Origin of the sequence: Sagittula sp. P11 (assembly GCF_002814095.1) — a bacterium.
Classification (GTDB): Bacteria; Pseudomonadota; Alphaproteobacteria; order Rhodobacterales; family Rhodobacteraceae; genus Sagittula.
Genome location: NZ_CP021913.1, coordinates 4376289 through 4403169, shown reverse-complemented (window position 1 = coordinate 4403169; position 26881 = coordinate 4376289). Strand labels below are relative to the sequence as shown.

Annotated in this window: 1 protein-coding gene (running past one end of the window); it reads right to left on the bottom strand. The window is 66.8% G+C overall.

All coding sequences use genetic code 11. The annotated features are described in order from the left end of the window. Positions 1–8 precede the first annotated feature (8 nt). On the bottom strand, positions 9–26881 hold the 3' portion of the coding sequence (locus tag CDO87_RS21015; protein WP_198521775.1) for an LEPR-XLL domain-containing protein. The gene runs 12220 nt beyond the window's last position; the window shows 26873 of its 39093 coding nt (coding positions 12221–39093); the start codon falls outside the window, past its right edge; it ends in the stop codon at positions 9–11.

The window sequence follows — 26881 nt, the reverse complement described above, 5'->3', positions numbered from 1 at the left end:
CCGTCCCGTCAGTGGAACAGGCCGCTCAGCCGATCAAGCAGACCGCTGCGCGCCTTCCATGTCACATCCGCCCCGGCCTTCTTGCCGGTGTCGGATGCAGCCTTCTCGTTGCCGGATGCCGTCTCGCCGTCCTGCGGAGCCGTCTCTTCGGGCGCGGTCCAGACGACCAGCGTGTCGGACACGCGCGGCACGTCCGGGCTGGCCGTTCCGGGGATCGGATCGGTCAGCAGGAACGGGGCGTCGCCGACATCCGCATCCGGGACGGCAACGGTTCCGGCGTCCAGATCCAGCCGGAGTGTCCGCGCCGAGGTCATGTGGCGCAGACCCTCGTCGGTGACAAAGCCGCCTGTGGTGTCGTCGTAGATCAGCGTGCCGCCGGTGGTCGCATCTTCGCCATCGGCGAAGAAGGACAGGCGCGTTCCGGTCGACAGCGTGTCGCCCATCAGGTCGCCGTCCACGGCGTGGGACAGGTGCACCGACCCCAGCATGTGATCCAGTTCGTGGGTCAGTACGCTGAGCAGGTCGATACGCCCGGCCGAGGCCGCAGCTGGCAGCGCCCGCAGGACACCGTTCACGTCGGCGAGGTATTCCTCGTTCGAGAGCGGTGTCAGGTCGACGAACCAGCCGTGGCCCGCCGCATCGGCATCGACGTGGATACCGTGGCCGGTGGCCCGGCCAAGCAGCGCACCTTCCAGATCGGCAACTGTGACCTCGACCGCGCGGAGCATTTCCTCCTGCTCGGCGCTCAGGCTCATCCGTTCGACCATTATCCGGATGGCCGCGTCCTTCAGCGCGGCGACCTCACCCTCGGTCACGGTATCGGCCCCTTGCCCGATGTCGGTGGCCTTCAGGCCGTCCTCCACCTCGAAGGCCGTGTCGTTCGACCGCACGGTCACGTCCTGGAAGGCCGCGCCGTCGAAGGTCATCAGACCGATGTCGCCATCCACCAGCACGGAGTTGAACCCGAAGCTGCCCACGTTCGATCCGTTCACGCCGATCTTGAGAGAGGCGCCGGAGGTCGTCAGTTTCAGGTGCTGGGTCTGCGCCGGGTCGAGCGTCGCGGCGAAGGTCTGGTCGATGACCACGCCCGATGCCCCGTCCACGTGACCCACGAGGACCATGTCATTGGGCGCATCCACCAGCACGAACTTGTAGCGGGTGTCGTCGTAATGGTCGAAGACCAACCCGCCCACATCGCCCTGCGCCAGCGTCGTCTCCACCTCCAGTACCGAGGAGGCGGACACATCCGCACCGAGGTCGATCAGGCTGACGGCGACGGAGTCGTCACCCACCAGCGCGGCATACTCTGCAGTCACCGTGTCCAGCGTCCAGTCGCCCGATTCCGGCTGCATGAAGAGGGCCGGGGCAGCCTCGAAGCTGTCGGTCATCTCCATCGTCCAGTCGGGGGGCAGGACCTGCACGGTGAAGTTGTCGACCGTGGCCGTGCCGCCATCCGTTGCGAAGCCGACGAAGCCCTTGTTGAGCGGGATCGGCTGGCCGTCGATGTCGATCTCCGGCACGTAGTCGTAGGTGAACCAGTTCACCCCGTTGACCTGCACGGTCACGTTGGTGCCGTTCACTGCGACCAGCACGTCGTACATCGTGTCGGGCTTGATCCGGACCGGCTTGTTGGACTGGACCAGCTCGTGATAGCCCGACGCGTCGCGATACCCCATCTCGATCTTGTTGTTCGAGATGTTGATGCCCGCGTACTTGAAGTCGATATCGGACTTGTAGTCGAAGATGATGTAGGCGTTGGACTTCGACCCGCCCGTGGGCTTCGCGGTCGAGATCTGCGCGCGTATCTCGTAGTAGCCCGGCAGATACTCATCCAGATTGTAGACCGCCGACGCCTGCGAGGTGTTGCTGGTGGCCGCGAGGGTCAGCGCCCCGCCCTGCACCGTCATGTTGCCGGTGTCGCGGATGAAAATGTCGCCGGAGTTGTTGTTGAAGTCCGACGTCCGCAGCACGTCGCGACGTCCGCCGGGGATGTTGCCCGCCTGCGGATCGCTCGGTCCGCCGGTCTGGTCCTGCCAGTAGCCGTGGTCCTTCTGCGTCACCAGCCCGATCTCGCCACGAAGCCCGCCCTGCAGCAGGGCCACGTTGGAATAGCGGTCGTTGTGGTTGGGCGCGTTGCCATCCGCCGTGCGGGTGATGTCGACACCGTCGCCGAAGGCCTGCGCATAGAGGAAGTCGAACAGGTGCGGTGGCACCTGGCGGCTGACCGTGGCGATGCCGAAAGGCGCGAACGGGACGATGTAGCTGTTGAACTCGCCCACCCAGTCGATCAGGCGGTCGCCCTTGGTATTGCCGATCAGGATGTCGAGCCCTGCCCCGCCGAAGGCACGGTCTTCGTACAGCCAGTGGGTGTCCGTCCCGTCGTTCAGGCCCGAATGGGCGTCGTGCACCGACACGTCCGACAGCTTCACAGGTGCGCCGCCGTCGAGGATCAGCCCGCCTTCCGCGTCGCGCAGGTAGACCGCCGGCCCGCCCATCACGTCGTCGGCATTCATCAGGTCGTTGCCGAAGCCGCCGTACATGCGGTCCCGGCCTGTGCCGCCGACGATCCAGTCGTTGCCCAGGTCGCCGAAGATCATGTCGTCGCCGTCCGACTGGCGGAACTCTGCCGGGACGTCCTCGTCCGGGGTCTGGCCGTTCGGCTCGAAGGCCACATAACCCAGCGCCGAGACGCCCTCGTTATCGTGGAAGTTGAGGAAGTAGTGCAGCAGCGTCGGGTCGGTGTCGTCGGAGACGGTCGATCCGTCGTCGCCCCAGACGAGGCCGTGGTAGCCGGTCGTGCCGGTGTGATCCTCGGACAGTTCGAACAGGATCGTGCGGCGCGCGTCGTACTCGTCGTACAGGAAGAACTCGCCAAGGCGCGCCCGGATCGGCTTCGGATCGTTCCACGGGTCGGTGTCGTCGCCAAAGGCGAGGATATCCGCCGGGTTGAACGGGCTGTTGAAGTCCGACTTGTAAAGGCCGACGATGCCGATCACCGGTTCGCCGAATTCGTCGAACATCAGCGCGCCGTTCTCGTCACGCAGCTGGCCGAAGCGCGGCGCATAGCTGTCCTCCAGCGCCTCCGCGCCGGAAATCGCGTCGTCGCCGTCGCCGCCATGCAGCCAATCCACCCCGAGACCGCCGAAGATCACGTCGTCGGCATAGCGTGGGTTCTGACCCAGCGGATCGTCGATCACCCAGGTCTCGCCAAGCGCGAAGGGCGTGAGGTCGACGCTCTTCTTCAGCTCGCCCGCGACGTTGATCAGCTCCACCTGCACGTTGCCGGGGGTGCGGATCAGCTCGTTCAGGACGTTGCCCTGGCTGGTGCGCGTGTCGGGATCGCGGTTCAGCAGGTAGTCGATGCCGTACAGCGTCTCGTTCTGGCCAAGTTCGCCGGCACGCTCCGCGCTGGTGTTACGGCTGGTGAAGATCCGGCCGTCGTCGCCGAGGATACCATCATCGCCGGTCCCGCCGGAGATCCAGTCATGACCCCAGCCGCCGATGATGTCGTCGTCGTCCGCATCGCCGAAGGCAATGTCGAAGCCGCCGCCGAGGTAGATGAAGTCATCCCCGGTTTCGCCGTGCACCTCGTCGTGGCCACCGATGTCGGTGGACCAGAAGCCATCGTTCGGATCGCAGGTCTCGGACCACATCAGGCGACCCTGCCCTTCGGTCTCCGGCGCGAAATCGGGTCCGCCGGGCGTGTAGTCGATCAGCCGGACACCGCGCACGACGATCTTCTCGCCGCCGTAGTTGTCGTAGTTGAACTCGACGTAGTTCGGCCCGTTCGCCGGATCGCCGGTCGGGTTGATGTCGACACCGTTGACCCCGACGATGCGGATGATGTCGCCGTTGTCGCCCACGATGGCGTCGCTGTCGCGGCCATGCTTGTCGGCATAGGCCACGCCGAGTGCCGTTGTGACGTCCTCGCCGTAGGTCTCCGGGTTGCCGTCGGTGTCGGCCAGCGGATCGAAGCCGTTGTTGCGGTCGATCTGGAGACCCGCACCGCCGAACAGCCAATCGTCGCTGTCGGGGCGGTTCTCGGAAGTCACGAGGCTGTAGAAGTCCGAAGAGCCGCCGACGATATCATCCTGGCCCAGGCCGCCGAACACCACGTCGCGCCCGCCGCCGCCCTCGATGTAGTCCTGACCGTCGGTCAGGGCCTCGAAGCTGGCAACCACGGTGAGCGGACCGACCGGATCGTCGATGCCGAAACCGTCGACGTTGGGCACACGGGCCGCGCCGACATGGGCAATACCCGCCACAGCGTCGTCGATGGAGCCGTCGCCCTGGATCACGTCATGGCCGAGCTGGCCGAAGATCTGGTCGTTGCCCGCGCCCCCGGCAATGTAGTCGTTGCCGAAGGAGCCCACGCCCTCGCGACCGTCGTTGATGGCGAAGGTGTGGAACTGGGCGTAGTCGATCTCGAACGCGCTCCACCAGTCCGGGCCGTCCGTGTCGCGGTACATCTGGGCGATGCCGTTGGTCAGCAGGCGGCCCGAGTTGTACTCGTTCAGCGAGTCCGTGCCGGTGGCGGCATAGGCGAACTCCGGCGTCCGAGCTGCGGTCGTGCCGTCGCCCATGAGCGCCGCGCTGTTGCGATCGGTCCGCGAGTACATCAGCACGCCCGCCAGCGCCTGGAAGCGCAGGCTGGTCATGTCGAGCATGTCGGTCGGATGATCCACGCGGTTGCCGAATGCGTCGAGGAAGCGCTGGGTCAGCGAGACGTGATCGCCGAAGATCAGGTCGTCGCCCTCGCGCCCGTCGATCATGTCGTTGCCCGCGCCGCCGATCAGCAGGTCCTCGATGGCGGAACCGAAGATCACGTCATCGCCGCCGTTCTGGAACTCCACCGTGTTGATCTCCAGCACCAGGCCCATGTCGGTGGTCTGGATGCGCTGCAGCAGCACCGGCGGCAGGTTCGGATCGTCGACCCACATCACAACCTGGCCATGGTCGCCGAAGATGATGTTGGGCGTATTCTCCGGCGTGCCTGCGATGCTGTCGTCACCGTAGAGGACGTCGACACCGGCCTGCATGTCGTCGCGCATCGGGCTGGCCACGCGCACCGGCTTGAACGTCTGGTCGGAGGCGCCCTGCGTCGGGTCGATGGTCGGCGCCGGGCTGTTGTCGGAGGTCACGATGTGCAGCGCGCGGGTGAGGATGTTCACGTTCACGCCGCTGTCGCCGTAGATGTGGTCCGTGCCGTCCTGCCCGAGGATCGTGTCGTCGCCCGAACCGCCGGCAAGATGGTCACCGGCCTGCGAGCCGATGATGGAGTCGTTGCCCGCGCCGCCATAGGCCGTGAAGCCCACGGACTGCGCATCGCGGTAGGCGAAGAGCGCGCTGGCGTCGATGACGTCGTTGCCCGCGAAATCGAAGGGATTGGCCAGCGGGAAGACCCACTCGTCGTCCTCGTTCTCCTCGTCGGGCAGATCCGGGAACGGGTTGAACGGCTTGGGACCGAATTCCAGACCCAGCCGGTCGGAGGACCGCCCGCCGTACCACACGCCGTCCTGGCTCGTGTCGCCGTAGACCACCAGCGGGCTCTCCGATCCGGCCAGCACCGCGTTGTCTAGGATGGCCTGCTCGGCGGCGTCGATACCGTCGCTGGCGTCCACGCCAAGCGCGTCGAGGTCCAGACCGATGATGAAGTGATCGCCGCCGACCTGCGCACCGTCGTCGCGCGACAGGTCGATCCGGTAGACCGTGATCTCCGTGCCTTCCTCGATGACGCACTCGTGGATGGCGGCCCCGGCCAGCGTTATGGTCTCGGCCGTCACGCTGTCGATGGTGAAGCCGCCCGGGATGCCTTCGATGAAGATCACCTGCCCCGGTGCAAAACCGTCGTCCAGCCAGCTGCCGCCGTCGGTGCGGCCAAGCTGATCGGCCAGCAGCGTGACAGTTGTCGTGACCTCCACCTTCAGCGCGACGGACTTGTGGATGTCGATGGAGCCGTCGCCATTCTCGTCCACCGGCGCAATCGGATCGCCGCTGAGCACCAGCACGGAGCCGTTGCCCCAGGTCGCCGAGGCACCGTCCGGTTTGTCGAAGTCGGTGGTGGCGGAGGGCACGTCGCCCGCGTCGAGGATCGCGAGGATCTCGCGCGTGTCGGTCTCGCCCTCGATATAGATGAGCTGGCCGACGGTGTAGCCGTCGTTCGCCCAGTCGCGGCCATCGTCGCGCAGCAGGTAGTTGCTGTCGGAGATGGTTTCGGTCGTGTAGGCGCCGAAGGTCTGCACCGGCAGGTTGCCGCCGCCATGTACGACGGTCAGGCCGCCATGCGGACCCTGCACCCAGATGTTGCTGCTGGCCGCAACCGCCGCCTCGATCGTGTCGCCGAGGATCTCCATCCGGTCGCCCTCGATCGACAGCACACGGTACTGGACCGCCGTGTCGAAGCTGCCGTCCTCGCCACCGATGTTGATGAGGTGCCCTTCAAGGAAACCCTCACTTTCCCAGTCGATGCCGGTCAGGACGGCGCCGGTGGGCGTGCTCTCGACACCGTAGGTGTAGTGATCCAGCACCAGCGCATCGACCGCGACAAGGCGTACTTCGCCCGCGAAGGCGGCGACGAGATCGTCGAGCTGCGCCGCCGTCAGGCTGCCCACGGCCTCCAGCACGAGGACGGAGTTGTCGTTGGGATCACGCAGGAAGGCGCCCGATTGCAGGACCGGCTGGCCTTCGCCGTCGAGGTAGATGGCATCCGCCACCTCGACCACGGTGAAGAACACGCCCGGCACGCCGTCGACGGTCACGGTCTGGTTCGGCAGGAAGCCCTCTGCCTTCCAGTCGATGTCCTCGGAGCGCACGGTGTAGAACCCGTCGAAGGCGTCTTCCTGGTCCGGGTCCTGCCCGGGTGCGGAGAAGCTGAACACGTTCTGCGCCGAGACGAACGGCGCGGGATCGAGCGTGCCGTTGATCTCCAGCGTGTCGTTGCCCTGCCCCAGCATGATGTTCAGGACCTCGATGGTCGACTGCGCGCTATCGGCGCCGACGCTCAACGATCCGTAGTTGATCTTGCCGAAGCTGATGCCGCCCGGAACGGTGATCGAGGTCGAGCCTTCCGGCGCCTCGCCGTAGAGCGGGCCGGACACGTTCTCGAACACGAGGTCGTCGGCCATGCCGAAGCCGCGCAGCGTGGTCTGCGTCAGCACACCGGAGGTGTCCGCCTGGCTCGAGTCGTTGAAGATATTCAGCACGTCGATCTGCTGGCTTTCCGGCGGCTGTGCGCCGATGGCGATCAGGAAGTCGTCCGCCTCGCCCGGCAGCTTGACGCCCGCGGTCAGCGACCGGTCGGCCCCGGCGGGACCGCCTTCGACCGCAAGCGGGCCGCGCAGCTTGGACAGCAGATGCGTGGAGACCGGGAAGATCTTCACGCCATCGCGGGTCGGCGGCACGACATAGTCCGCGTCCGCCGTCAGCGTGACGGTCTGCAGGTCGTACCAGTTGCCGTCGGTAAAGGTCACCTCGGGCGCGATCCGCACCACCTGCACCTGGTCCGCCGCCGCATCGCCCAGCCATGTGTCGGCCAGCGCCATTTCGGTGCCGTCGATGGTGACGTGGATCAGTTGCAGCTTGGCGTCCTGGCTGTCGTTGTCGCCGCGGATCAGCTGGATCTTGGCCTCGACCGCCGGGTTGCCACCGTTCAGGTCGGAAATCCGGACCCACATGCCTTCGAGGAACCCGTCAGCCAGCCAGCCTTCCTGTGCACCGGCCACACCGATGTCGAGGAACTGACCCGGGAAGGCCAGCGGATCGGTCTCTTCGCCGAAGCTGACCGTGCCTTCGAAGACGAAGTTCTCGGCCAGGTCGGACAGTACAGCCTCCGTGTCGGCGGCGCCCTGCGCCCAGCCGGGCACGTCAGCGGTGGTGGCGGTCAGGGTCAGGGTCTGGCCATCCGCGCTGACCGACATGACGACGTAATCGCCGTTGTTCGCCGCAAACGCGCCGGAAAGCCCGTCGAGGCGGATGCGCTCGCCCGGCACGGTGGCGAAGTCGGAGAGCTGCACGTCGTCCGCGCTACCCGCCGTATCCCAGTCGCCATTGGCCAGAAGAGCCGTCAGCACGATCTGGTTGGCACTGACGGAGGACACGACATAGTCGTCATTGTTCGTGTCGAAGCCGCCTGCAGACCCGGCGCGGACACGGATCGTGTCCCCGGCCGAGAAGCTGCCGCCGACACCCGCCCCGCCGATCGTCAGGTTGGTGCCGTCGTTGCCGAAGGTCACTGTGCCGTCGAAACGGACGGAGGCTTCGAGGCTTTCGCCGAAGAACCCTTCGTCCTGGAAGCTGCCCAGGTCGGCCCCTTCGCCGCGCGTGACGGTCAGGTTGCCCGAACCGTCGGTGCCGAAGACGAGGTTGCCGGAGAACAGTTGCGTCGCCTGGAGCCCGCCGATCACTGCGTAGTCCTCGGGCGTGATCGTGATGCCCTCGATCGAGGTCACATCGGCCAGGCCATCTGTCAGCACCGCGACGGTCACGCTGTCGTCGGGCTGGCGCGTCAGGCGGATCTGGTAGCTGTCCGTCTCCGTCTCATCCGTCACGGTGTCCGCGTTGTCGGGCACCAGCAGCGTGTCGCCGCCAGTCTCCAGCACAACCGCGCCGGAGGTTTCGTTGTCGTGCACCTCCACGTCGAGCATCTGGAATCCGGACCGCAAGTTCGGGAAGATGTAGTCGGCGTCGGTCGTCGCATCGTTGCGCTCGAACTCGAGCACCGCGATTTCGAGGTCCTCGCGGACGAAGTCGTCGCGCGCCTCCACGCCAAGCCGGATCTCATCATCCCAGCCCGGGGCGCCGTTGTTGGTGAAGGTCATGGTGCCGATGACAACCATGCCGTCGCTCGGACGGACGGAGGTCGAGGCAAAGAGGTTCAGGCGGCTGTCGCCCGTAATGTTGGAGAACTCGAGCGCATTGTCGCTGTCCACGTCGACCACGATGTCGACCACGACGGTTTCGCCGAAGCCCGGATCGCGCGCCAGCGACAGGCGAACCTCGTCCGTCAGTTCGGTGGTGTCGGTGCCCTCGACGACGACGGTGCGCCCGTCATCGTTGCCGGCCGCATCCACTTCGCGGACCTTGATGCCCGGCGTGTCGTTGTCGAGCACCTCGACCTCGACATTGCGTACGTCGATGCCGTTGTAGGCAATGTCCTCGGACACAACGCTGTGCTGGATGACAGTCACGCGGTCGCCTTCGGAGCGGTCGTCATCCGGTGCGAAGACGTAGACACCGACCTCGTTGGCGTAATTGGCCGCGGTGAAGGCATAGGTGATCGCGTTCTGCGAGATGTAGGCCGTCACGCCGTTGATCACGACGGTGCGCTGGAAGTCCAGATCGGTGACGGTTGCCCCGCCGGGGGTCGCGCCGCCGGTCGGATCGACCGCAGACAGCCAGACCGTCTCGCCCAGGGCGTCGGTCAGGAAGTCGGGGTTCAGGTCGTAGGGCTGGCCGGTGATCGGGTCGATGTCGCGCTCTTCCTGGAAGCTGCGCGCCGCCGAGACGGTCACGTAGACCACGTCGGTCGGCGCCTGCGCCAGCCGGATCGTGTAGAAGTCGGCGTACTGGTCGGCGAGCAGGCTCTCCTCGCCCACCACGGTACGGCCCTGAGAGGTGTCGCCCGCCGCCTCTTCGTTGATGACCACGAGGCCGGAGTCGTCGCGCGCCACGTTGTAGTCGAAGCCGTCGATGACCACGCCGTCGTAGAGCACGTCAGAGGACCGCACGAGGTGGTCCACCGTGCCGGTCGCGCCTTCGAGTTCGCGGGTCACGATGTCCTCGGTCACGTCGCCGCCGACGTTGATCACGTCTGACCCGAGGCCGCCGATCACGCGGTAGCTGACGCCGAAGGCGGTGGAGAGCACGAAGAACTCGTCATCCCCTTCGAGGCCGTCCACCTCGATCGCCTCGATGGTGGAGTAACGGACGTTCAGGCCCGCGCCGAAGATGCCGTCGGCCCGGATCACGATGTCGTCCGCGAATTCCGTCCCGAGGATCACCATCTTGTCGAAGCCCGCGCCGCCGTCGACGGAGACCGGAGCATTGACGTTGTAACGCACCTCGTCCTGGCCGCCACCGGCGCGGATGTCGGGCGCCTGCGCGACCGAGAATCCGAGTCCGATCTGCGGCGAGGCGACGCCGTCCGCGTCCAGAACGATCACATCGTCGGTCACGGTGGGCGTCAGCAGCAGGTCGAGGAAGTTGATCCCGAAGTCGCCGTTGATGTTGAAGGAGGTGGCGCCGTTGACCGCCATCTTCGCCTTCAGATCCGTCCGCCATGCGGCGTTGATGAAGATGTCGAAGCCAGCGACGTCCGCGTCGGTCAGGTTGTCGATAGCCTGTGCGACGGTCCAGCCATTCGTGGTGCGCAGGGTCTCCAGCGCCTCCATCACGGCCGCGCCTGCCTCAAGGTCGTCCACGTCGATGGCGCCCTGCGACGGGTCGGCGTCGTAGCTGTCGCCGTTCCAGTCGAAGTCGGTCGTCGCCGCCAGCGCGAAGGCGCGGACGATGAACAGGTCGTTGTCGTCATCGCCTTCCAGCCGCAGTTCCGACTGGTTGGAGTAGACGCGGAAGGTGTCGTTGCCCGTGCCGCCCTGCGCCACCAGCGGCGCGCTGGACCCCGGAGAGAGCCAGCCGCGCGTGGTCGCCACCAGTTCCGGGAAGATGTCCGTCGGCAGCATGTTGGCGTCGAGCGTCCGGTTCATCCCGAAGATCTGGCCGACCTGGAAGGTGTCGTCGCCTGCCCCGCCGTCGAGCGTCGTGATGACCGTCACGTCGTCGGAGTAGAACTGGTCGTCGCCCTCACGGCCCTCGACGATCATCCGGCCGTTGATGCCGCTGTCGTACTGGATGCGGCTGACCTCGGCACTGTCCTCGTTGAACTGAACAACGTCCTGGTAGGTGGAAACCGTGCCGTGCAGCAGCGCCACGAAGCCCGGACGATCCGCCGCCTCGCCGCCGATGTACTGCATCGCCCGCATCAGGAAGATGTCGTCGGTGCCATCGGGGTCGGTCAGCGACGCGGAGGGCGCGAGCACGTGCAGCTCATCGACGCCATCGTCCTCGGCGCCGGTGTCCAGCGCGTTGATGACGTAGTTGCGTTCGTCCGTCCCGTCAGAGCCCAGCACGTAGATCTCGTAGGTGTCGGTGTCGGCCTGCCCGTCGAGCGTCAGGGTGTGGCCCGCGTCCGCCTGCCCCAGCGCCTGCAGCGCATCGAGCATCGACGGTGACGTCACCGTCGCGGTGTCCTGCAGGAAATAGACGCGGAACCGGTCCTCGCCGTCATCGCCAATGCTCAGCCCCTTGCCGTTCACGCCTGCGCCGTCAGTCGGCGCGGTGTCGGAGCCATAGACCGTTGTGCGGGAGCCGAGGTAGATGAACCCGTCGCTGCCCTGCGTGGTCTGGCCGGAGCCGCCGCTGGTGTCGCCAAACTGGATCTGGTCGACGTCGTCGTTGCCGAAGATGGTCGTGCCGTAGACCGGCGTCGTGAAGGTCGCGATGGCCGAGCCCATGACGGGCCCGCCCTGCTGTCCGGCGTTGAAGCCGTCCTGTCCCGGCGTCACTTCCGCACCTGCGATCATGCGGCCACGCAGCGTCATGCGCGTGCCATAGCCTGCATCGGGATCGCTCGCCTGATCGGCGCCGTCGACATAGTTGGCATCGCCGAAGATCGTGATGTCACCGGCGGCAAGCAGGTCGGAGTTCGCATCCGTGACAACGCCGTCCGCGACCAGCAGCAGCACGTCACCGCGCTCGGCGAAGATCGTGCCGTGTGCCACGACGCGGTTGTGGTCGTCCTGCAAGCCCGGATAACGGGCGTCGGATTCCGCGAAGTTCGCCACGCCGCTGTCGACCAGCAGCAGGTTCTCCTCCGTCTCGGAGGTTTCGCGGACGGTCAGGCGGATCGTGCCGTAAAGCGCATGCGCCAGCACGAGACGTAGCGCGCCCTCGGTTTCGGTGACAAAGATGTTCTGGAGCGCCTCCAGTGCCACGTCGTCCTGTGCCGCATCCAGCGACACGCCGTCCACGGTCTCGCTGCCGGCGCTGCCGTTTCGCGAGTCGATCTCGAGGTCGTTGCCGATCTCGCCGATACTGGCGCCCAGCCCGTTGGCGTCGAGGTTGACGGCGCGGGCGATGATGTCCGCGTCGGTCACGTCCTCGGCGCCGTCTTCGGGCCGGTCGACGATGGAGCCGGCCACCGTGCGCAGCGACACGTCGCCGCCGGTTTCCACCTGGCCCACGCGCAGGTCGCCCGTCATCTCGTCGATGAAGATGCCGGTGTTGGTGCCCGCGTTGGTGTCGAAGGCGTCGAGGTTGTGGCCGGTCGCCCCGCCCGCGTTGTTGCGATCCACGTTGATCTCGAGGAAGTCGTCGCCTTCGCCGATACCGCCGGTGCCGGGCGATCCGACGCCGTTGAGCACGGTCAGGCCACCGGCCGTGAAGCCGTCAGACTGGCCCAGCAGCAGGGTCAGCACCGCGCTGCCGCTTTGCGCGCCGGTCGGAACGCCGGAATAGAGCGTGATGTTCGCGGCGGTCACGTCGACCGTCGCCGTGCCGTCCGCATCGAGGATCCGCCCGCCCGACCACAGGGTCACGTCACCGGCGGTCGAATGGATGTGGCCCACCAGCATGTCGCCGGACAGTTCCTGCGCAAGGATGTTGCCGTTGGTCGTCAGCCAGATCTGTTCGACCCCGTCGTCGCTGCTGCCGCCGGTCCAGTCGGCGTCGCCAAAGACCACGAAGTTCACGGTGGTCGAGGACGCCGCGGGCGTCACGTCGATGTCGGTGATCTTCCGCGGGTTCGGGTTCGGCAGGCTGTAGGACAGGTCGGTCGTGCGATAGCTGCGGTTTTCCTCACCCGGGAGGGGGTTGCCCGCACCATCCGTGTAGACGTCATTCGTGGTGACATGGCCGATGTCGATGTCGTCACCGGCACGCACCTCGACGAAGACATAGGTGGAGTCGACCTCGGTGGCGGTGGTGTTCAGCGACCGGCCGATGAAGTCGTAGTAGGAGGCGCCGCCGTCTGCATCCGGGCTCCAGTAACGGAAGTAGCTGCCGGTGCGCGCCTGCGTGGTCACAAGGTCCGGCGGGTTGAAGGTCTGCACAGACAGGCCGGTCAGCGTCGAGGGCGCGTTGCCCACGAGGCTGTCGTTGATCACGACATCGACGTCGTCACCCGCCCGGATGCGCTCGATCTCGACCGTCACCGGCCCGGCATCGGTGGTGCGGTCGTGCAGCGTGATGTCGAGCACCGCGTCGCCACCGGCATCGGCGGTCAGCGAGATTTCCTTCAGCTCGATCGGATCGTCCTCGCCCACAGCATGCTCGATGCGCAGCAGTTCCACCGCCACGGCCTTGCGGCCCGTCAGCGCGGACTGGTTGCCGATGTCGCCCGAGGCATCCAGCTCGATGGTGTTGGTGCGGATCAGTGCCTCTTCGAAGACCGGCGTCACCACGACGGAGGGCGCATTCGGATCGCTCATCCGCAGTTCGGGCTGGTCGGCGCGGATGTTGCCGCGCTCGTTGATGATCTGCGTGTGACCGAAGGTGTTCTCGATCCCGCCCAGCAGGATGATGTCGCTGTCCGCGGTGTTGAGTGAGGTGTTGTCGAACACCGGTCCGGTGTAGAAGTCGAAGCTGTCGAGCGCGTGATCCATGTTCAGGATGCGCACGGCGGTCTGCGGATAGAGCAGGTTCAGGCGGAACTCGAAGGTATTGCCGACCGTCCCGGCGGTGTTCGAGGTGTTGTTGCCCTCGCCCGAGCCGTCGAACTTGATGTCGTCCACGATCACGTCAACCACCGCGCCGCCGTCGATGGCGTCGATGTGGTTGATGACCAGATCCCATTCGGATTCATTGATGAGGGTGACGAAATCCCAGCTACGCTGGCTTTCGATCAGGCCCTCGTTGCCCCAGATGCGGCCAAGCGAATTGTATCTCGAGTCCGCGCTGGCGTAGAAAGTCGCCTTGCCAGCCTGGTCGAAGATGATGTCGTCCAGCACGACCTGCTTGTTGCTCGCGCTGATGAAGTCGAGCGTGTCGCCCACCGTCTTGCCGGCGTTCACGCCGAGGAAGTCGATGTTGGACAGCGACTGGATGACCCCGTTGCGGTCGATGTGCAGGTAGGGGTTCGGCTCGCCCAAGAGGATGACATGGGCTTCCCAGAAGATGTCGCGCGTCAGGTCGGTCGAGCTGTCGCCGCCACGACGGCGCGGACCGATGTAGCCGCCGCCCGGGCTGCGCGAACGGTCGTTGTCCACGCCGGTGTCTATGGCGTTCACGTCCAGATCGGCGGTGCGCAGGATGGATTCCCAGTGTCCTTCGATCTTGACGTCGTTGGTGACCTCGTTCGTGGAATTGGCACGGGTCGAGCCGCCGATGGCGTAAAGCCGCGCCTTGGACTTGGCGAAGTTGTTGGTGTTCAGGTTCTGCGCCTGCACCAGGATCGACTCGTTGCCGGTCAGCTCGGAGCCGTTGTTCAGCACCACCCGGTTCTCGGCCACGATGCGCGAGGTCGAGTAGGACTTGGCCGACCCGCCGGCGGCGCCGGCCACGGTGTTGGTGTTGCTGTTCGCGCGGTTGCGCGTCACGTCCGAGGTGATGGTGATGGTCTGCGCCACGAGGTCGGCCGCGCCGTTCAGCGTGATCTCGGCCCCGCGGAACTGGTCGTAGTAGGCGTTGATGCGCGCCTCGGCGTCGCCCGCGGCATCGGGGTCTTCCAGCAGGCTGACGTTGTGCCGGGCCCAGATGCCGCTGTTGGCGTTGAGTTGAGAGGCCTTGCGAACCTCGGCCACCGCGTCGACGGAGGTGCTGACGCCGAAGATGCCGCCGCCATAGGCTTCGGACTTCGCGGTCGCGTTGTTGTCCACGAGGTTCTGGATCAGGATCGCGTCACCGGCGGTCAGGTCGCCGTTGATCTGCTGGTCGACACCGTAATAGATCCGCGACTCCGCTGTGCCATCCGCACCGGCGCCCAGCAGGCTGCCGCTGGTGGTTTCGGCCTCGGAGGCGGCGTAGGACTTCAGGATGCCCTTGACGGTGATGTCGTTGAAGGCGTCCAGCACGGCGTTCTGGCCGATGTCGATCAGGCTGGTGTTGACCACCGTTGCGTAGGCCTCGGCTCCGGCGATGGAGATGCTGCCGCCACCGCCGCCATCCGCATTCGCGACCGCGTTCGCGTCGCCGTCGGTGCGGATCGTGATGTCGTCGGCTTTCAGGTGCCCGTTGGCCGCCATGGTGAAGTTCGTGCTGGCCACCTGTGCGGCGTAGGTCTTGCCGCGCTGGTTGCTCCACCCGAGACTGCCGCCCGAGCCGCCCGCCGAGGAGTTCACGATGCCATCCGCGGATTCCGGCAGTGCAAAGCCCGCCGCGCCGCCCACACCGTCGAAGACACCCGACAGGCTGTTCGAGGTGAGATCGAAGACCAGCGTCTGGTTGGACCCGGGCCCCGTGGATTGCAGGTCGATACCTTCACGCACGAACCGGTGCGAGCCACCCTCGGTGTTTCCGCTGAGGTAGAGGTTGACGATGTTCGTGCCCGCCGCATCGGTCGCCAGCTTGTAACCGTTGGCGTCCTTTTCGACCACGTAGTACGACTGCCCCGGGTTCAGGTCGCCGACCGGGCTTTCTCCGACGCCGATCAGCGAATGGCCTTCGAAACCGAAGCCGGTGTCGGCATTGTCGGAACGGTAGGGCAGATTGATGATCGCCACCGGATCGTAATCGAAGACGCCCGGATCGGGGTCCAGGTCGCGACCGATGGCGTCCTCCGGATTGGCAGCCAGCCGGATGAAGTTGGCATCGGGCTGGTAGGCCGCACCGAGCGGCGTGCCGCCGATCGCCGCGCCGCCGTTGACGACATAGTAGGTCTGACCGCTGTTCAGGCCCGGGATCTCGTAGCCGTCCAGCGCGGTATAGATCACCGCGTCGCCGTTCGAGAAACCGTGGCCGGGCAGGAAGATGCGCCCGACGTTCGAGCCGTCCTGCGTGCTGCTGAACTCGTTGACCTCAGTGTTCTCGTTATCGAGCGTGACGATGGCATCCACGAAGGTCGACACGAAGATGCGCGGCTCTGCCGGGCGATAGGTCACCACGTCGCCATTGTTGAACGGCGTGGAGGTGTCGAGGATCTTGTCGTCGACGACGTCCACGATGGCGCGGGTAAAGCTGTCCTCGACCTCGGTGAAGCCGATGGTCTGAAGCTTGATCGTGTTCTCGTCGACGACCTTCACCTGGTACTTCGAACCGTTCGACAGCCCGGTGATGGGTGTGCCGCCGTTCGAGTTGTAGATCACCTGGTCGCCGTCCTCGAAGGCGTGGTTGGCAATGGTGATCGTGTCGCGGTTCACCGTGACGTTGCCCTGCGCGAACCTGGTGCCAAGCTGGATCTGCGTGTCGTCGAAGACGACGACGGTATAGTCCTTGCCCGAGGTCAGGCCGCCGCCGGTCGTCCCGCTGTAGGTGATCGTCGCGCCGTCGTTCAGCTTGTGGAGATTGCCGAAGTTGATGGTGTCGTTGGCCGCGCTGGAGTTCAGCACCGTTCCGTCCGAGATGTCGCTGCCTTCGCCGCCCTGCTCGGCCACCAGCTCGATCAGGTTGCCGGCTTCGACGTGGTCCGTCGCGCCTACGGTAAAGTTCACCACGCCCGTTGCCGCCGCAGCCGTGCCGACAGAGGCCGAGCTGACGAACCCGCCAAAGCCGTTGGTGCTGCCGCTCGCGTCCGCGTCGGCCAGCAGGAAGGCCTTGCCGTTGATGTTGTTGGCCACGTTCATTGTGCTGCCGCTGCCGCCGAACGTCGCGTTGATGGTGTGGTTGGTGGTGGCGTTGGCCTGCCCCTCGGCAAAGTCGCCGAAGATCGATCCGCCGCCCGAGGACATGGTCGAGGTCGCCGCAGACAGCGCCGCCGCGTCGAAGTTGATGTCGGAGGCCGCGGCCGCGGTGCCGTCGCCCACATCGCCGAGGAAGGACACGTTGGTCGTCCCGGTCGCCTTGATGTCGGCGGTGATGTCCGCGACCCGCGCAAAGCCGCCGAAGCCGCCGGTGGAGCCCGCTCCGTAGGCCTCGTTCGAATGCCGCGCGGCGACGTTGATGTCACCGCTGGTGGAGGTCAGCGACATGTTCTCTGCCACGGTCACATCGACCAGCGAGTTGTTGTCCACGTCGATGACGGTGTGGTCAACCGCGGCCAGCAGCGCAACGCCGGTTCCCTCGGCATTGCCGAAGGCGCCGTACCCGTCCGAGAACCGCAGGAACTCGTCGTTAACCTCGTCGTAGTTCAGGAGGCCCAAAACGGTCACGCTTTGCCCGGCGTGGATGGAACCGCCCTGCCCCGTGGTCATCACCACGTCCGGGCTGAAGGTGGATTCGGTGTCCGAGACGTTGACCGACACGCCGCCGGTCAGTTGCACGGAGGTGGCGGAGGCGTCGGTCTTGCCCAGCAGCTTGCCCTGCATGTGGAAGACGGTGGCCGCATCGACGTCCACGCCGCTGCCGATATGCCCCTTCACCGCCGCGTTGTTGATGGCGCTGGTGTCGGTGTCGATGCCGGAGCCGAGGCCCGACACCGACGTGGCGGACGTCAGGGCCGTCACGTTCGAGGTCAGTGCCGCGTCGAGGTCGATGCCGCCGGAGGTGGTGGTGATCGAGGTGGTGCCCGGCGTGGCGTCGCCGTTGGCCGCACCGATGCGGACGGAGGCACCGCCGTTGTCGACCACCTGCACGTCCAGCAGGGCCACGTCCACCAGACCGGCGACGCCGGTGTTCAGCGCGGCGGCCTCTGCGGTGTGAAGGCCGCGGGCCTCCATGTCGATGCTGTCAGCCGAGATGATGCCGTTCTTGCCGATCCACGCGTCGGTGTCCGCGTCGAGGTCGGTCCGGATCGTGGCGCTGCCCACGGAGACTGCCCCCGCGAACCCGGTGTTCTTCGACTGGGGACGGGCGGTGACGGTGTTGTCCGCGAGCATGTGCAGCGTGCCGTCAAGCGTCAGGTCGGTATCGTCACCGATGTAGACCGCACCGTCATGCGCGTTGCGTGCCGTGATGGTCGAGACCGAAACCGCGACAAGGCCTGCCGCGCTGAAGTTCGACGCGTCCGCCTCTACCGTGGTGCTGGACACGGCATCGAGGGTCACGTTGTTCGCCGTCACGTCGGAGTTGGACCCGACATAGGCCCGCGTAGCGGATTCCTGGCCGGCAGGATCCTTCTGGCCCACGACCGCGATCACGGTCATGTCGTTCACGTCCACAAGGCCCGCACCGCCCACAGATGCAATGGATGCGCTGGCCATGGGGACAAGCTGGTTGGCGTTGTCGAGGACCTTGGTGGTGGCCACACCTGTCAGGTTGTGGGCGCCGAGGTTGACCGTCGAATGATCGCCGACGAAGGTTTCGGTGATCCGCGCCGCGTAGGCTTCGGAGGTCAGCACGGCCACGTCCACCGCACCGCTGACGGAGGTGCTGGCGACTTCGGACAGCGCCTGGGCGGCGACCTCGGTCGCGGTCAGGTTCACGTCGCCCGCCGTGAGGTCGGTATAGCGACCGACGTAGGCGCGGGTCTTGCCTTCCATCGCAGCGACGGAGGTTGCCAGCGATACGCCGACGATGCCTGCCGCGGCAAAGCCCCTCGTCTCCGCATCGGCAATGGTCGAACCGAGTGCCACGGCATCCACCGTACCGCGCGACATGCCATCCTGGCCCAGCACCCTGACCACCACGTCCGTTGTCTCGGTCGCGTCGTCGTTGCGGCCCACGTAGGCCTCCACGTCGTTCGAGGTGATCGCCGTGGGTTTCAGCCCGTTCACGGCCACGCCGCCGGTGACGCCGACACTCAGGAGCTCGGCATCCGCTTTTGCGTCGCCGTCCGCCAGCAGGTTGAGGTCGCTGACGTGAAGTTCAATGCCGTTGCCCGCATAGGCGCGGGTCTTGCCGCCTGCGATGGCGGTCGGCTCGAAGTTCCCGATCTGCACAAGACCGCCCGCCGAGACGGAATCCGTCCGGGAAATGGCGTCGATGTCGCCAAGGGCGGTCACATTCATGGAATCCACGCCGCCGGTGACGGCCACGACCGCCCCCGGAGCGCCGCCCGCTGCCACGTCGTCGGGCGCACCCACGAAGGCTTCGATGATGCTGCTGACGGTGGCGGTGGGCTTCAGGCTCGTGCCTTCGCCGATGAAGCCGATCCCGAAGCTGGAGGCGAGGGCAACGGCCTGGTTGATCACCCTGTCATTCGGGACAAGGGCATTGCCGGCGGACACATCCAGCGAGCTGGCGGTCAGGTTGACGCCGTCGCGCACGAAGGCGGAGGTTCGGCCACTGACGTTCGCGTCATTCTGGAACAGGTTCAGGCTGAGCCCGAGGCTCGCGCTGAGGGAGTCGATGTCGGACACCGCCCGCATGTCGCTGTCGGCAGAGACGCTGACGGCGCCGCCGGTGATGTCCACATCGGTCTGCACGTCCGAGGCCACCAGGTCACGACCCGCGCCGATGAACGCTTCGACCGTGCCGTTGACCGTCGCGACCGACTTGATGTCGGTGACGGAGGCCAGCAGCCCGAGCGACAGGCTGGCGCTGCGCGCATAGGCGCCCATGCCGTATTCGTGCCCGCCGTAGTTCTCGGCGGCCCCGACCTGCGTGAAGGGCGTGTCGGCGAGGATCGTCAGGCTGTCGGCCTCAAGGTCGACGCCCTGCCCGACATAAGCCCGCACCGCGCCGGAGATCGTCGCGCGCTGGTCGAACAGCGAGATGGCGATGGAGGAGGCGGTCAGGTTGCCGATGGTTGGCGCCGCATACATGTTGCCGATGGCGGTGATCGTCACGGCACCTTCGATGTCGACGATGCCGATGTTGCTCGACGGGGTGGCGTTGTAGGCCGAGCCCACATGCGCATCGACCGTGCCGCTCACCGTGGCGTTCGCCGTGATGTCGGTGAAGGCGACGACACCCGAGAGCGTCACACCCAGCGTCGTGGAGGTCGCGTCGTAATCGCCCTGCGCATGCACCGCGAGTGAGGCTGCGTTCAGCGTGCCGCCCTGCCCGACGAAGGCGCGCGTGGTGCCCGCCACGTCCGTCGTGGTGTCGAAGATGCTGATCGCGGCAAGCCCGCCGAGGTTCGCGGTAAAGCCAAGGTCACCGAAACCGGCGGTGGCGTTCATGTCGGACCATGCGTCTATGGTGACCGCCCCCGTGATGTCGACAACGCCCGCACCGCCCGTCACCGGTCCGTCGAAGGGCGCGCCGAGATAGGCGGAAACCTCGCCCGTCACAGTGGCCTCGCCTTCGAGGTAGGACACCGACGCAAGGCCTGCGAGGCTCGCGAGGATCGTCTGCGTCGTGGCGTTGTACTGGATCGCGTCCAGCGCCGAGTTGCCGGCATTGATGTCGAGGGTCGCCGCACTCATCGCCACGCCGTCGCGGACGTAGGCACGGGTCGCACCGCTGACCTCGGCCTTGGGCCGCGCGGCGCTGACCGTCAGGCCGAAGCTTGCGCCGACCAGCACGGTATCCGCGGCCGCGTCCATGGTGGCATCCGCTGCCACGACCACGGCACCGTCGCCTACATCGGCCCCGGTGGGCGTGATCGTCACCTGCGGAGCGGCGGTCAGGCTGGAACCCGTGTCGTTCTGCGCGCCGATGAAGGCCTCGACCTCACCGCTGACGAGCGCCGAGGATTGCAGCACGCTGATCGAGGCAAAGCCCGAAATCGTGCCGGAACGGACCTTGGCGGTCGCGTCCATGACATCGCCGTCCGCCGTCACGTCCAGGCGGTCCGCGTCGAGCACGGTGGTTTCGCCCACGTAGGCACGCACGGCCCCGGAGACATCCGCCGTCGGCACCAGCACGTTGACCGAGATGCCGAAGGAGGCCCCGATGCCCTCCGCCTCGGCGTTGGCCGTCTGGCTGCCGTTCGCGTCGATGAAGGCCCGGCCATTGCCATTGGCACCCTGCGTAAGTGTGATGGAGGTGACACTGTTCGCGGTGGGCGTGGCGCCGGCCATGGTGCCGGTGAAGGCCTCCGTCCGGCTGTCGATGGTCGCGTCCGCGATGGTCACGTTCACCGAGAGCGCGCCGCCGATGGCGTAGAACTCGTTCAGCGAATTGGCCGCGTCGTTAGACGTTGCGATTACGTCCAGCGCACCGGCCACGACCTGCGTGCCCTCACCCACATAGGCCAGCGTATCGCCGACCACGCTGGCCACCGACTTCGTCACCGTGGCACCGGCGAGCAGGCCGAAACCGCCCGCCACGCTGTCAGCCGTCGCCTCGTAGGCAGAGGTCGCCTCGACGTTCAGCTTGTGGCCGCCGATGTTCAGGACCGTCGCCGCAGGCGCCGTGCCCGCCGTCCCGGTCAGGGCCGAGGGGTCGAAGCTGACGGTGCCGATGTCCTGCCGCTGCAGGCTCTGGACGCCGCTGCCCGCGCTGCTCAGGTCGATGAAGGTCCCGCGCTGAAGGTAGAAGTCCTCAGGCAGGTCCAGCGTGATGTCGATGAACACGTCATCGCTGGTCGAACGATGCAGGATGTGTTCCGCACCGCCACCGGCCGAGGTCAGGTTCACGATGGCCAGTTCCGGATCGAAGAGCACATCCGGCTCGCCCGTCCGCTGGATCGCATGGCCGAAGCCGGAACCGCCCGACGTCAGATCCACGCCGATGCCGTTGTTGGCATTGGCCAGCGAATCCGCGAGGCGGATCAGCCCGCTCCCCATGTCGATGACGTAGTAGGTTCCGCCGTCGCTCAGCCCGTCGATCAGGCTGCCGGAGCCCTTGACGTAGGTGACTTCCTCGCCGGTGGTGAAGGCGGTTGCGGGTGTGCCCACGTTGATCGTGTCGTTGGTCGTGTCGACATAGCCATCCAGGTCATTCACGAGGCGGATGGTGCCGTCCTCGCCCGCGATCACGGTGTAGAACGCGCCGTCCACCAGCCCGCCGATGGCGGCATTGCCGTTGCTGTCGTACTGAACGACCTCGCCGGTGAAGAAGGGCGACGCGGGGTCGCCGACAAAGATGGTGTCGCCGCCGGTGTTCACCGCGGCACCCGTCGGGGCCAGCGCCGCCAGCTTCACCGTCCCGTCGTCGATGGCCTGCACGAGGTACGTGCCGCCGTTCACCAGCCCGCCGATGGCGCTGCCGGTGGTGGTGTAGACCACGGTTTCGCCGGTTTCGAACGCGATGCCGCCGGTGTCGAGGGTCAGCGAATCCTCAGTATCGTCCGTGTCGACGGCGGTGATCCCCGCCACCGTGCCACGGGTGAAGGTGTGGTTGCTGCCGGTTCCGGTCGAGGTCAGGTCCACCACCTCGCGGGCCAGGAAATCCTGATCCTCCGTGACGGTGATGGGGTCGAAGTTGATGTCCGCCTCGCTCGGGTTCACCCGCTCGATGGTGTGCGTGCCGGCACCACCGGTGGAGGTCAGGTCGATCACGTTGCCGTTCGGCGCGTCCATCAGCTGGATGCGGCCGCCGGACAGGACGTTGACGTAATAGGTGGTGTTGTCGGTCAGACCACCGATGACATCGTTTCCGTTGGCTTGGTAGCGCACCTCGTCATTGGTCACGAGCGGTTCGGACTGATCGCCCACGCGGATGGTGTTGTCGCCGAGGTTCACGAGGCTCTCGCCGGTCCGCAGCGCGGCAAGCTGGATGGTCCCGGTCTCTCCTGCCAGCACGTAATACTGCTGGCCGCTCACCAACCCGCCGATGGCGGTGCCACCGTTTGAATTGTAGGTAACGATCTCGCCATCCACGAATGGCACATCCTGCCCGGGCAGTGAAATGCGGTCCAGCCGCGTGTCCACAAGCGTGCCTGGTGCCACCTGGCCGCCGACATAGGCCTCGGTCACGCGGTTCACCTGCGCGTCCATGATGGTGATCGCGCCGCCGATGCCGCCGACCGCGATGGCGTCGCCTTCCGGCAGGCCCTTGGCCACGCTGTCCGCCGTGACGTCCAGCGCCCCGTCCGCGGTGATCTGGGTGTTTCCATCGACCACGGCGCGTGTCGCGCCCTCGACGATGCCAGTGGAGACAAGCGCGGAGATCGCCAGCCCCACGGGCGACACCGCCACGCCGATGATCTCTGCCCGCGCCCAGTCGATGCTGTCCGCATCCACGTCCACGGTCGATCCAACGCCCTGCGCCGTCAGCTGCGATCCGCGCACGCGCGCGGTCACGTCGGTCTCCAGTTGCGAAACAGCCTCGCCCCCCGCACCGGCGCCGCCCAGCACGCCGTTGACGCTGACCATGCTGACCTCGGTGACGATGTCGCCGTCCTCATGGGTCGCGTCGGCATCGACGAGGATGTTGCCCGCCTCCGCCGTCACGGTGCTGTCGTCGATCGCCGCAAGCACCTGTGTCGCGATCAGATTCTTGCCGATGGCGACACTGATCGCAAAACCGACAAGGCCAAGGCTGACCGCGGCGGAACCGACCTGGGCGTTGGCCTCCAGCACATCATGCGCCTCGACCGTCACTGCGCCGTTGGCGGTCACGTTGGACGCCGCCTCGATGGTGGAGGACACTTCGCGTGTGACCGTGTTGATGCCTGACGCCCCCGCACCGGCGGCCGCCAGCGAGGCAAAGGCCACCGACGCCGAGAAGGCGAAGGCGATGGGTTGGGTGTCCAGTTGGCTCGACGTCTGCGCCGTGACTGTCACGGGACCGCCGTTTGCGTCGACGCGCGAATTCTGCACCCGGGCGATGGTCGATCCGGCCAGGGTATTGGTCGCGATGGCGGCAGACACGGAGACCGCAAGACCGACGTAACCGCCCGACACTGCGATGGAAATCGCACGCGAGATCGCCGTCATCATGACCGAATCCTCGGCCGAGACGTTGACCGCGCCGCTGGCGGTGACCGCCTGGCCGTCTGCGGTGTCCGCGTTGTCGATTACAGCTTCGACAACCTGCGCGATGGTGTTGTGGACCACGCCCGCCGCCAGCGCGATGCTGCCGCCGAAGGTGCCGCCCGCAGCCGAAAGCGCGATGCCTGTCGCCTCGAGGTCGGAGGAGGTGGTGGACGAGGCCAGAACGTCGACATTGCCGTTGCCGGCGACCACGTTGCTGTCGTCGATCTCTGCGCGGACGGTGCCTTCGATCTCGGTCTCTGCCACGATCACCGTGGCCGAGATCGACAGCGCCACAGAGCCGCCGGAGGCCGCCAGCGTGACGCCAAGCGCGTCCACGTCGATCCCGGTCTGGTCCTGCGCGTCGAGGATCACCGCACCGTCCAGCGCCCGCACGTCGGAGCCGCCGAAGATCGAGGCCTCGACCAGGCTGCCCGCATTGACCCGCGTCACGACACCTGTTCCGGCGCCGGAAATACCGACCGCACCGCCGGAGACCGCAACGCCGATGCCGTAGCCTTCCACGTCGATGGTGCCCGATGCGAGGGCCGTCAGCGTCACGTCGCCGCCGGTGGTGCGCACATCGGAGCCGCCGATGTGCGCCTTGACGGCGGTGTCGTAGTTGACCTCCACAAGGGTTACGGCGACAGAGACGGCCCCGCCGCCCGCGCCGACGCCCACGGCCATTGCCGCTGCGGCGGTGGCGTTGGTGATGGTGGAGGCATCCTCGGCGTGGATCGTCACACCGGTATCCGCGTCCACGTCGGGCGAGTCGATGATCGACGCCTCGACGCTGTTCGACATGGACGAGACGGACTCCGCCCCTGCCCCGGCCCCGGCAATGCCCACGTAACCGCCCGCAACGGAAATCGCCGCCGCCACGGCCGTCGCGTCGATGGTGTTCTCATTGCGCGCGTCGACCGTGATGTGACCCGCCGCATCCACGTCGGATCCCTGGATGGTGGCGAGCGTCGTGCCGGTCAGTTCGTTGGTCGTGACTGTCGCCGCGATGGCGAGGCTGATGGACGCCCCGCCGCTGCCCGCGACGCCGACCGATGCGGCCACCAGCGTGGCGCTGATCGAATTGGTGTCGTCGGCCTCGACCGTCACGCCGCCCGCCGTCGTGGTGACGTTGCTGCCGCGGATCGACGCCTCGCCGCCGCCACCGATGAAGTTGTCCGCCACTGCGCCCGCACCTGCCGCCGACAGGCTGAACGAGCCGGAGACCGAGATCGACACGGAGACCGCCGCGCTGACGGCGGTGATCGACCCGTCGCGCAGAGAGGTGACAGAGACGCTGGTCGCATCCACGTCGCTGGCGTCGATGCTGGCCAGCGTGACGGTGGAAATCGAGTTCGTGGCGATGGGCACCGCGATGGAGATGGAGATCGCGGCGGTCGAGCTGCCCGAGATGGACGCCGCGACGGAGGCGACCTCCGCCTCGATGGATGAGCTGTCGGTGGCCGAGACTGTGACCGCGCCAGCCCCATCAACGTCGCTGCCGTTCTCGATCAGCGCCTTGACGCTGTTCGTCATGGTGTTGGTCGCACTGGCCCCGGCCCCGGCACCCGCGGCGCCGAAGCTGCCCGATGCCGACACCGACAGGCTGGCCGCCACGGCGGTCGCATCGATGGTGTTGTTCGCCGTGGCCGCCACGTTTACGCCACCGCCAAGGGCATCCACATCGGATCCGGAGATCCGCGCCTCCAGCGCGCCGGACAGGGTGTTCTCTGCCAGCGTGACAGCCACGGCCCCCGCGACGGAGGCCGAGCCGCCGACCGCGACGGCTGCCGCGCCCGATACGATGGTCGCCGTGATCGTCGACGTATCCGAAGCGGTCACGCCGATTGCACCGGACGCCTGCACCTGAGGCGCGTTCAGGATCTCGGCGCCGAAGGTGTTGGTGATGGTGTTGCTGACATCGACACCCGCGCCTGCGCCGGACACCGCGACGCTGCCGCTGCCCGATACGCTGATTGCCGCCGCGACACCGGTCGCGGTGATCGACTTGGTGCTGACGGCATCCAGCGTGATGCCGCCGCCCTGCGCCACGACGCTCGCCGTGTCGATGGCTGCGCGGCCCGTACCGCCGATCACGTTCTCGCTCAGCGCCACCGCAACCGAAAGGCTGCCCGCCACGCCGCCGCTGCTCAGGGAGACGGAGACCGAGGCCGCGATCACGTCCGCGTTGATCTGCGCGCTGTCGGTCAGGCCGATGCCCACCGCGCCGCCCGCCGTCACACCGCTGTCGGAGACGATGGCATCGGTGCTGCCGAGGATGGTGTTGTTCGCCTGTGCCAGCGCCAGAGACGCCGCAAGCGACACGCTGCCGCTGGTCGCGCTGACCGCGATGGCCACCCCGACGGAGGTCGCGTCGATCTGGCTGCTGTTGGTGGCGTCCACCGTCACGGCGCCGCCGGTTGTCATCACCGGGGTGTCGTCGATGCCTGCAAGGACGACGCTGGAAATCTCGTTCGTGGCCAGCGCGATGGCCGCCGACATGGCCAGAGACACCGTGCCGGATCCTGCCGAGACGGAGGCCGTCGCGGCCACCAGCGTGGCGTTGATCGTGCTGCCGCTGACTGCGTCGATGTCGAGCGCACCGCCGATGCTGGCAATGTCCGCGCCGAAAATCCCCGCGGTGGTCGATCCGCCGATGGTGTTCTGCGCCTGCGCGACACCGAAGGCGCCGGCAAACGACACGGTGCCCGACCCGATGGATACCGCAACGGCCGCGGCGACCTGCACCGCGTCGATGGCCTTGGTCGAGTCCGCCTTGATCGTCACCGCACCGCCCGCGTCGATCCCGGACGAGACGACATGCGCCGCCACCGTGTTCGAGATGCTGTTGTCCGCAAGGGACACCGCGGCGGACAGCGTGATATTGGCTGAGCCGGAACCGCCCAGGTCGGCCGAAATCGCAGCCGTGACGACGGTCGCGGTGACGCTGGCCGCGTCCGTTGCGGTGATGTCCAGCGCTCCGTCCACTATGGCGTCGGACGCGCCCAGAACGCCGGCCTCGACCGTGTTGGTGATGCTGTTGTCGGCGT